3 protein-coding genes and 1 other annotated feature are annotated in these 4,013 nt (G+C 48.3%); of the genes, 1 reads left to right on the forward strand and 2 read right to left on the reverse strand.

Annotated features, from left to right (window positions below):
- Positions 1-492 precede the first annotated feature (492 nt).
- Entirely contained in the window at positions 493-1,752 is a 1,260-nt protein-coding gene (tyrS, locus tag NGM66_RS14045) for a tyrosine--tRNA ligase (RefSeq protein WP_208907680.1), read from the reverse strand.
- 56 nt (positions 1,753-1,808) lie between these two features.
- Positions 1,809-2,006: a binding site (T-box leader), on the reverse strand.
- Between the two features lie 79 nt (positions 2,007-2,085).
- The gene (locus NGM66_RS14050) at positions 2,086-3,453 is read right to left on the reverse strand and encodes an Nramp family divalent metal transporter (RefSeq protein ID WP_208907679.1); all 1,368 of its coding nucleotides are present in this window, start codon (positions 3,451-3,453) and stop codon (positions 2,086-2,088) included.
- A 201-nt stretch (positions 3,454-3,654) separates the two neighbouring features.
- Here NGM66_RS14050 and NGM66_RS14055 point away from each other — a divergent pair, with 201 nt between their 5' ends.
- On the forward strand, positions 3,655-3,891 hold the full coding sequence (locus NGM66_RS14055; protein WP_208907678.1) for a hypothetical protein: 237 nt from the start codon (positions 3,655-3,657) through the stop codon (positions 3,889-3,891).
- Positions 3,892-4,013: the final 122 nt, after the last annotated feature.

Genomic DNA, 4,013 nt, shown 5'->3' on the forward strand with positions numbered 1-4,013 from the left:
GGTTTGATACCAAGTATCAAACCGCCCTACACATATTTGGTTTGTCGAAACAATGTTCAGTTTTCAAAGGTCTACCAGTCATCTGCTCTCACAGACAGCTTAATTATCATACCATCTAACTAATATGATGTCAACAAGAAGTTTGATTTAACAACGTTTCTCGTTGATGTGTTATCAATAAGCGACAGCTTAATTAATATAACATTTCGTTATCATCTTTGTCAACAACTAATTTCAACTCATTGAATTGGTCTAGTTGGTGAATCGCCGTGACAACATATATAACTATACCAACCACAGCCCCCACCGTCAACTAAAATCTGAAAATAAAGACAGCTTTTTTCAAAGGCATATTTTACCCGTGAAAGCAACAGAATAGTTACCTGACGGCCGTGTGTTTCTTAGTCTTTTCATCATAACCGTTCGCCTTTATTTTGGCAACAAAAAAGCACGAACCATCGATAAGCAGTTCGTGCCTCAAAATCATTTCAGTTATTTAGCCACGCGGACCAAGAAGTACCGTTTCTTCCCACGCCGGACGATGACAAATTTGCCATCAAAGGCACTGGTTGGGTCGATTTCAATATCCGTGGCCGTGACCTTTTCACCATTGATTCGGATGGCGCCGTTGGTCAGGTCTTCACGCGCTTGCCGCCGTGAGGATTCGATCTTCGTGTCGTCAACCAGCCATTCAACGATGTTCTTCTTATCTGCATTCACCGTTACGGATGGCATCTTTTTGAAGCCTTGTTCGATTTCACTTGCCGTCAAGTCGGCGACATCCCCGGAGAACAGCGCCTTCGTGATGTGTTGGGCCTCAGTGACCGCTTCCTTACCGTGAACGAATTCCGTGACTTCTTCAGCCAAACGCGTTTGTGCCAGACGCTTTTCTGGATGGGTTGCAACGGCGTCTTCGAGTTCCTTGATTTCGTCTTGGTCCAGGAAGGTGAAGTACTTCAAGAACTTAATGACGTCACGGTCATCCGTGTTGATCCAGAATTGGTAGAACTCGTATGGTGACGTCTTTTCTGGGTCTAACCAGATGTTGCCGCCTTCTGACTTCCCAAACTTGGTACCGTCGGCCTTCAATAACAATGGAATCGTCAGGCCGTATGCCTTGGCGTCCGCGCCCTCTTGCTTGTGGATCAGGTCGATGCCGGCCGTGATGTTCCCCCACTGATCCGCACCACCAATTTGCAATTGGACATCTTCTGCTTGGTATAAATGAAGGAAATCAATTGATTGGAGAATTTGGTAAGTGAATTCCGTGTAAGAAATCCCGACTTCCAGCCGTGACGCAACAACTTCCTTGTTCAACATGTTGTTGACGTTGAACAGCTTCCCGTAGTCGCGTAAGAAGTCTAACAAGGAGATCTTGGATAACCATTGGTAGTTGTTCACAATTTTAAAGGAGCCGTCTTGGCCGAAGAGGTGTTCCATTTGCTTGGTCAGGCAAACTTCGTTGTGGTGCACTTGGTCCATCGTTTGCAAGACCCGTTCGGCCTTCTTACCAGAAGGATCGCCAATCGAACCCGTTGCGCCCCCGATAACGATGTATGGCCGGTGTCCCGCCAATTGGAATCGTTTCAAAATCATGAATGGAATCAAATGACCGATGTGCATGGAATCCCCCGTGGGGTCGATCCCAGCATACAAGCCAACTGCTTTTTCGTTGACCAAGTCACCCAAGCCAGATTCATCAGTCTGTTGGTTAATGGCGCCACGCCACTTCAGTTCATCAATAATCGACATATCTTTTCCTCCTAAAATTACGTTCACAACAAAAAAGTCCCCAATGGCGTCTTGCCATCAGGGACGAATTAAAATCCGCGTTACCACCCAAGTTGTTGTCGATCGACAACCGCTCGTCATCATTAACGGAATGACCCGCCGAAACTTCGGCCGCTCCACAGCGTAATTCGTGAAGACGGGCGTTTTGACTCTCAGCACCGTCAAATCTCTTAACCGGAGCCGCCATCACTACTGGACTGTTTCTTAGCTTATGTCCTTGATGATACCGACCCGGGCACTAAAAGTCAATAGACTTCAGTCAGCCTGCCAACAATTTCGCGCGTCTCGGGCAGTTTAAAAGAGATCCGTCAGTGTCGTCCATACGATCTGGATGTTCAACAGCGTCAGAATAATCGTGCAGGCCCAAGCCGACACGGTGATCCAGCGCTTATTGACCCACTTTTCCCCCATGATCTTCTTCGATGAGGTGAAAATCGTCAATGGAATCATGGAAAATGGCAGGGCAATCGACAAGAAGACCTGCGAGTTGACTAGCAAACTATCTAAGGCGCGTTCGCTTCCGCCAAAGAAGATGGTTGCCGCAATCACGGGCAGTACCGAAATCAGCCGTGTGACCAGGCGCCGGACCCACAACGGAATCTTCATGTTAATGAAACCTTCCATAATGACTTGCCCCGTTAAGGTCCCGGTAATCGTGGAGTTTTGCCCGGAGGCTAACAATGCCACCGCGAACAACGTCGACAGTACTGGTGAGGCCACTGCGCCGGCTAAATGGTTATCTTGCAACGCTGCATACAGGTTTCCAAAGGTCCCCAGTTGATCGGTCCCTTTGCCAAAGAACATCGCTGCCCCCAGTAACAGTAACAGACAGTTGATGACGAACGCCCCAAACAGCTGAATGTTAGAATCCCACGTAGTAAATTTCACGGCCCGCGCCATTTCTGCCGGGTCTTCTCTGTTGAACTTTCGCGTCTGTGAAATCGACGAGTGCAAATACAAGTTATGCGGCATCACGGTCGCCCCAACGATTCCCAACGCCATGGTCAATTGGCCCGGATGCACAATTTCTGGTTTGGGAATGAAGTTGGCGACGGCGGCCCCCATATTGGGTTGGGCAATCACCACTTCATAGGCAAAGACCACCAAGATGACCGCAATCAAGCAGACCACGATGGCTTCGATTTTCCGGAAGCCCAGCTTCGTCAGTAACAATAGTAGTAAAACGTCAAAGACGGTCAGCGACACCCCTAAGATCAGTGGCACGCCAAACAGCAGCTGCAGGGCGATTGCGCCCCCAATGACCTCAGCGATATCCGTGGCCATGATAGCCAACTCCGTCACGACCCATAAAATGGCGCCGATACGCTTCGTTGTGTGTGCCCGCGTGGCTTGGGCCAAGTCCATCTGTGTCACAATCCCCAGTTTAGCTGCCATATACTGTAACAACATCGCAATCAAACTCGAAATCAAGATCACTGACATCAGCAGGTAGCCGTATTGGGCACCCCCACCGATCGACGTTACCCAGTTCCCCGGATCCATGTAGCCCACGGCCACTAACGCCCCTGGTCCCGAAAAGGCCAACAGATTCTTCAGGAACCCCTTTTCCTTTGGAATCTCGACGGATCCATTAATTTCTTGCAATGACGGGCCGTTTGCGCTGCCGACCAAAGACGACTTCGTTGAAACGTTGTCTGTCATGTTTTTCCACTCCCCTATCTTGATGATATGCAATTATTATACTGACTCCACGGGGATTGTAAAGCGTTTTTTAATCGTTCCTAACTTTTATTTTATATTAACCATTAAATAAATAACCCCAAAAATGCCAAATTTTCTTGTGTTTTCACGGTTCTTGCTAGATAATGGTGGGAAATTCTTTTTTCAGAAAGTGGTCTCGTTATGTCAAATCTCAAAGTATTTTTCGAAATTTTAGCACCGCTGTTCATCGCCATTCTATTCTTGGCTGGACTCGCCGCCCTAATCACCCGCCAACTGACGCCCGCCGTTATCGGCTTAGTTGGGTTGAGCGTGGGAGGCCTGCTGACGATTGTATTAGCTGGTGTCATTGCCGACGGCTGGTCGCGACACCACGCCACTAGTCGCCAACCCCAGGCGTCTCACAAACGTAGCCTTTAATCATCCCGACTGGTCGTGGCTTTATGACGCTGCACAACCTCTACAAAAACAGACTAACCTTAGTGGTGAGAAATGATTCGACGGAATCTTTTCTCACCACTTTCGTTTTGGCGTAAAGTGGT

It is taken from the genome of Levilactobacillus yiduensis (genome assembly GCF_024718525.1).
GTDB classification, from domain to species: Bacteria; Bacillota; Bacilli; order Lactobacillales; family Lactobacillaceae; genus Levilactobacillus; species Levilactobacillus yiduensis.

Excerpts from the sequence above, each read along its gene's own strand:
- NGM66_RS14055 (WP_208907678.1), top strand. The coding sequence starts at position 3,655 with ATGTCAAATCTCAAAGTATTTTTCGAAATTTTAGCACCGCTGTTCATC.
- tyrS (WP_208907680.1), bottom strand. The coding sequence starts at position 1,752 with ATGTCGATTATTGATGAACTGAAGTGGCGTGGCGCCATTAACCAACAG.
- NGM66_RS14050 (WP_208907679.1), bottom strand. The coding sequence starts at position 3,453 with ATGACAGACAACGTTTCAACGAAGTCGTCTTTGGTCGGCAGCGCAAAC.